4 protein-coding genes are annotated in these 6,042 nt (G+C 59.1%); 2 read left to right on the top strand and 2 right to left on the bottom strand.

Annotated features, from left to right (window positions below; all coding sequences use genetic code 11):
• Together WBB85_RS01305 and WBB85_RS01300 are read right to left on the bottom strand one after the other, a co-directional pair.
• Nucleotides 1-793: indolepyruvate oxidoreductase subunit beta family protein (locus WBB85_RS01305; RefSeq protein ID WP_432636819.1), on the bottom strand; the 793-nt coding region annotated here is incomplete at its 3' end.
• Entirely contained in the window at nucleotides 790-2,964 is a 2,175-nt protein-coding gene (locus WBB85_RS01300; protein ID WP_432636818.1) for a thiamine pyrophosphate-dependent enzyme, read from the bottom strand. The genes WBB85_RS01300 and WBB85_RS01305, both read right to left, overlap by 4 nt.
• Nucleotides 2,965-3,043: 79 nt before the next feature.
• On the opposite strand from WBB85_RS01300, the gene WBB85_RS01295 reads away from it, so the two are divergent.
• Both WBB85_RS01295 and WBB85_RS01290 read left to right on the top strand, forming a co-directional pair.
• Complete coding sequence (locus WBB85_RS01295) at nucleotides 3,044-4,597, top strand: aldehyde dehydrogenase family protein (protein ID WP_432636817.1); 1,554 nt, start codon at nucleotides 3,044-3,046, stop codon at nucleotides 4,595-4,597.
• Nucleotides 4,598-4,602: 5 nt separating this feature from the next.
• Entirely contained in the window at nucleotides 4,603-5,991 is a 1,389-nt protein-coding gene (locus WBB85_RS01290; RefSeq protein WP_432636816.1) for an aspartate aminotransferase family protein, read from the top strand.
• Nucleotides 5,992-6,042: the final 51 nt, after the last annotated feature.

Raw genomic sequence — 6,042 nt, 5'->3', positions numbered from 1 at the left:
CCTCAGCCGGCAGTTCCGTGCGGAGACGTTGCAAAAGCGTGTTGGCACGGGGGTTGGCAAGTGCCTGTGGCAGGGCGGCAGGCGTTGTGTCGCTCTGTTTCAACGGCCCCGGAGCTTCGCCTTTCTCGCCAGCTTCGACCTGGGCCGCGGCAGCGTCAAAGGTGCGAATGCTGGCCTCGACACCTTTGCCACTTTTCTGGATGACGGCGTGATAGTCCTCGCGCGGGAAGGGCAATGCGCCCGAGGCTGAGAGGCTTCCAAAGAGGGCCGAGGAAATGACAGACCTGTTTTCGACGGCCATGCGGTTCATATCGAAGACGATCCGGCGCTTGGCAACGATGCCGATCGCATCCGATACCGCCCCGCTGTCAGCGATACCTTCGCCCGGCGCCATTTTCTCTATCGTGGACAGGGATCGGTGGTCAGAGGCGATAAGTGTGGTTCGGTCCGGCGTGACGATTCCGCGCAAGATCGAGCGGCCAGCTTCCATGTATTCTGCCGCTATGACGACATCGACGTCGCCAGGTGTCGGCATTTGTGCCAGCACGGGTTTTTGGCCGTCCTTGCCCGGTTTCATCATCTCGACGTAGTAGATCGTCGCGCCGGTGCGCTGTGCAACTCCGGGCACTGAGGTCGATTGTGCAATCCACCCCTGACCTTCCGCCAATTCCACGATCCAGTTGGTCAGCACGCCGCCACCCTGTCCGCCCATGGCGACGATGGCGATGGACAGGGGGCGTTCTGTCGCGTCCCCTTCTGCCCCCAATGGCAGCTTTACGGTATCGTCCTTCAACGTGCGGCCTCCTCAAAGCTGACTACGCGCCGCGCGCGTCGGTTTTGCAGATAGGTGATTGCGGGCAGGGTGAAGCCGGACTTGAGCTTGTCCCAGGCGGTTGGGTTGTGGATGACCTCGGCGCGGTAGAACGAAGGGCAAAGCACAGCCGCATCCGCCACCTCTCCGCAATTGCCGCAAGCAACACATGTTGTGTCAATTGAGGCGACGGGGTCGTCGCGCAGGGGGTCGTCCAATTCCTTGACCGAAAGAGAGGGGCAGCCAGACAGCCGGATACAGGCGTGATCGCCGGTGCAGACATCTTCGTCGACGCCAAAGCGCTCTTTAACGGTTCGTTTGCCGGCCTTCAGCGCCTTCGCGACCTGCGGTTTGACGCGCCGTTGCTTGTTCAGCATACATTCGGAGGACGCGACGATGATCTTTGGGCCTTCGGCGTCTGTCGTGAGGGCCTCCATGAGAACGCCGCGCATCTGGTTTACATCATAGGTCCGGTCGATCTGACGCACCCATTTGGCACCAACACCTTTCACGGCATCGACGATCGAATTGTTGGTGGTTCGCCGCTTGTTGAAGGCGCGGGATGACAGGATGTCCTGCCCGCCCGTGGCCGAGGAGTAGAAGTTGTCGATGATCAAGAACACGCCGTCATGCTTGTTGAAGACCGCATGCCCAATGCCGCTTGTCAGCCCGTTGTGCCAGAATCCGCCGTCCCCCATAATCGAGATCGAGCGTTTGGCGCCCTTAACGTTAAAGGCAGCTGACGAGGCAGCGCCGAGCCCATAGCCCATTGTTGTCGCACCTATATTGAAGGGCGGCAGGATCGAGAACAGGTGGCAACCGATATCGGCCGAGACGTGATGCTCTCCAAGTTCTTCGAAGACCAGTTTCATCGCAGTGAAAATTGGCCGTTCCGGGCATCCGGTGCAAAGCCCCGGCGGGCGTGGCGGGACCACGTCCTTGAGTTTGGCAACAGCCGGATTGGTCAATATCGGAACCGAGTCCGGAGTCGGAGCACGGTTTCCCAGAAGATTTCCCTCATAGTCCTCCAGGAACTGCCCGATACCTTTCGTGAGGGCCACAACCGTATAGTCGCCAGCCATTGGAAGGTACTTCTTACCGTGTAATTCCGTGGGCTTCTTTAGTCGCGCGATGCTTGTCGTGATGGCTTGTTCGATGAACTCTGGCTGGCCTTCCTCGACAACCAGAACTGCATCCAGCCCCTCGCAAAAGACCTCAACCTCGCTGGTGATCGTCGGGTAACAGACATTCATCACGTAGATCGGCAGTTTGGTGTTGCCATAGGCATCGCTGAGGCCAAGAAACTGAAGCGCCCGAATGGTGCTGTTATACATGCCGCCCTGAACAATCAGACCGGTTTTCCCGGTCTTGTCCTTGCCTGTCGGCCCGAAGAATTCGTTCAGCTTGTTTTTCGTCACAAAGTCGATGGCCGCAGGCAGGCGCCGCTCGATCTTTTCGACCTCGTGTTCATAGGCTGCGGGCGGCAGGACGATCCGATCCAGGTCACGCTTGGGGCTGTTCAGGGCGTCCTTCAGGGTGAAGTCCGGGCGCACATTGTCCTTGCAGACGAACTCCCCCGTCATGTGGCAGGACCTGACACGCACCTGAAGCAAAACGGGCGTGTTGGATGCCTCGGAAAGCTCAAACCCCTTCTCGATCAGTCCGACCATGCATTCCTGATCCGGGCGTGGATCCAAAAGCCACATCTGCGATTTCATCGCGAAGGCATGGGTGCGTTCCTGCATGATCGAGGAGCCTTCGCCATAATCCTCGCCCACGATCACCATGGCCCCGCCCTTGACCCCGCCTGAGGCTAGGTTGGCAAGCGCATCTGATGCGACATTGGTGCCGACTGTGGATTTCCAGGCCACCGCACCGCGCAGGGGATACATGACCGAGGCTGACAACATCGCGCCTGCAGTGGCTTCGTTTGCAGAGCTTTGGAAGTTCACGCCGAGATCATCGAGGATGTCATTCGCATCGGCGAGAACGTCCATGAGGTGCGAGATCGGGGAACCCTGATACCCGCCCACATAGGAGATGCCGGACTGCAACAGCGCCTTGGTGATCGCAAGGATTCCTTCGCCTCGAAAGACGTCCCCATCTCCAAGCCTGAGATGCTCCACTTCCTTGGCAAATGAACGCTCCGCCATTTTCGCCTCCTCAAAAAATATATGGAAATGGATAATTTTATATGTAAAGTAAGTCAAGACGTTTCGCGCCGCTGATGCGATGAAGGGGCGAAGCTGGAAAAGAAAAAGGTTGAAAAACATGAATGTAGCCCGTTCTGATAGTCCCGTCTCGGAAATCCTTCCGGCGGTCACGGACTATCTTGATTCGCCCGCAAAGTTGCTTCTGGGGGCATCTTCAACCGCTGCCGCGGATGGTCGGACGATGGATGTTTTTAATCCTGCGACGGGAAAGAAACTTGCCAAAGTACCAAGGGGTGGCGCAGCGGAGATTGATCTTGCCGTGAAGGCCGCGCAGGGGGCACTGGAAGGCGACTGGAGCCGGATGCGGCCGGTGGAACGCCAGCGTGTATTGCTACGGTTGGCCGACCTGATCGAGGCCAACGGCGAAGAGCTGGCGCAACTTGAGACGTTGAACAACGGCAAGTCGGTGATGCTGTCGCGATTGGTCGAGGTAGGGAACTCGTCCAACTATCTGCGTTACATGGCGGGCTGGTCGACCAAGATCGAAGGCTCGACAATTGATGTGTCGATCGCGGTGCCGCCGGGCGCAAAATACCAGGCCTATACGCGCAAGGAGCCTGTCGGCGTGGTTGGGGCGATCACGCCCTGGAATTTCCCGCTGAATATGGCGATCTGGAAAATCGCCCCCGCTTTGGCCTGCGGTAATACGGTGGTTCTGAAGCCCGCCGAGGAAACGCCGCTCACATCGCTTCGCTTGGGTGAGTTGTGCCTTGAAGCGGGCCTGCCGCCCGGAGTCGTCAATGTCGTGTCAGGAACCGGAGCCGAGGCAGGTGCTGCGCTGACTGCCCATCCCGGCGTCAACAAGCTGACCTTTACCGGTTCGACCGAGGTGGGCAAAATCATCGGTATACAGGCAATGCAGGACATGAAGCGGGTGACGCTGGAACTGGGCGGCAAGGCCCCGATGGTGATGTTCGATGACATGGATCTCGATCAGCTTGCCGAAGCGGCCCGGATTGGCGTGTTGTTCAACTCGGGCCAGACCTGCTGTGCGGGCACCCGCATCTATGCGCAACGCGGCATCTATGACCGGGTGTGCGAGGTCCTGGCCGACGTGGTGGGCGCGCTGTCTGTCGGCTCCGGGCTTGATCCTGCCAACGCAATCAACCCGATGGTGTCCGCCAAGCATCAGGCGCATGTTTCTGCGTGCATCGCGGGTGGTGTCGAAGAGGGGGCAACGCCGCTGCTGAGCGGGGACGCCTATGCGGGCGATGGGTTCTTTGTCCACCCGCAAATTTTCACCGATGTCCGGCAAGATATGAAGATCATGCAGGACGAGGTTTTTGGCCCTGTCTTCACTATCACGCCGTTTGACGATCCGGACGACGCGATCCGTATGGCGAACGATACGCGTTACGGCCTTGGCGCGTCGCTCTGGACGACCAACCTGAACACAATGCATCGCTATGTGCCGCAGCTTCAGGCTGGCACGGTCTGGGTGAATTCTCACAATGTGCCCGACGCGAACATGCCCTTTGGCGGCTACAAGCAATCCGGCCTTGGCCGCGAACACGGTCGCGCAGCGCTGGATGCGTATCTCGAAACAAAATCTGTCTGCATCGCGGTGAGGTAAGGCCAATGACATCAACACAGCACACTCCCAACCCGCGCGACAACTTTCTTCGTGAAAACAACGGGCGTCATCAGATCCATCCGATGACCCATCCATTGATCATCGAACAACGCCCCCCTCGGATCATCGTCAAAGGCGAAGGGTCTTACGTGACCGACATCGACGGCAAGACCTATGTCGACGGGGTCGGCGGGCTGTGGAATGTCAATGTCGGCCATAACCGGCCCGAGGTGAAGGCGGCAATAGCCGCGCAGATGGAAGATATCAGCTATTATTCAAGTTTCGCCGGAACGGTGACACCCCCGTCGATCGAGTTGTCCACCAAGATCATCGAGATGACAGCCGAAGAGAACATGGCGCGCGTGCTCTTCTCCGCCAACGGGTCGGATGCGGTCGAAACCGCGCTCAAGCTCAGCCGGCAATACTGGAAGCTGGAGGGAGAGCCGGAACGCACCGGTTTCATCTCGCTCAAGCAGGGCTACCACGGCATTCAGTTCGGCGGCACATCCGTGAACGGCTCAACACTCTACCGCTCGGCCTCTGGGCCGCTTCTGCCCGGATGCTATCAGGTCGACAGCCCCTGGACCTATCGCAACCCCTACTCCGAAGACCCCGAAGCTCTGTCCGAGGCGGTTATCACGCAAATCGACCGGCTGATCCAGCATCAGGGGGCCCATACCATCGCGGCCTTCATAGCGGAGCCGGTGCAGGGGGCCGGGGGCATTATTGTTCCTCCCGCAAGCTTCTGGCCCCGCCTGCGTCAGGTTCTGGACAAATACGGAATCCTGCTGATCTCGGACGAGGTTGTGACCGGGTTTGGACGCACGGGCGCAATGTTCGGCGCGCGCGGATGGGGTGTGAAGCCCGATATCATGTGCTTCGCGAAAGGTATCACCGCAGGATACATCCCGCTGGGTGCGACGGTGATCAATGAACGTGTTTTTGCAGCCTGGCAGAAGGGCATCGACCCGACGGGGTTCATCATGCATGGCTATACGGCCACGGGCCATGCGCTTGGATGTGCGGCCGCCAATGCCACCTTGAAAATTGTCGAAGACGAAGACCTGCCCGCCAATGCGGGGCGCATGGGTAAGCGGCTCATGGACGGGCTCAAGGACATTACCAACTGGTCGTCGCTTGTGGGTGAGGTGCGCGGAAAGGGGCTGATGGTCGGGCTTGATCTGGTGGCTGACAAGGCCTCGCGCGAGCCTATCGATCCCGGCAAGGGGCAAGGCGAAATGGTGGCGACCTTTGCGCGCGACGAAGGGGTGATCGTGCGGCCGGCCGGTCCTGTGATCATCATCTCGCCGCCACTGACTCTATCAGAAAATGAAACCGACAAGATCGTCGATGCCCTGATCAAGGCGCTGCGCCGGTACGAGGAGGAGAAGTAGCTATGCTTCCATTGCAGGATTTCCCAAAGTTTACCGCCGCCGCTGTTCAGG

Origin of the sequence: Albidovulum sp. (assembly GCF_049646345.1) — a bacterium.
Classification (GTDB): domain Bacteria; phylum Pseudomonadota; class Alphaproteobacteria; order Rhodobacterales; family Rhodobacteraceae; genus Albidovulum.
This window is presented reverse-complemented; position numbering and strand designations above follow the sequence as displayed.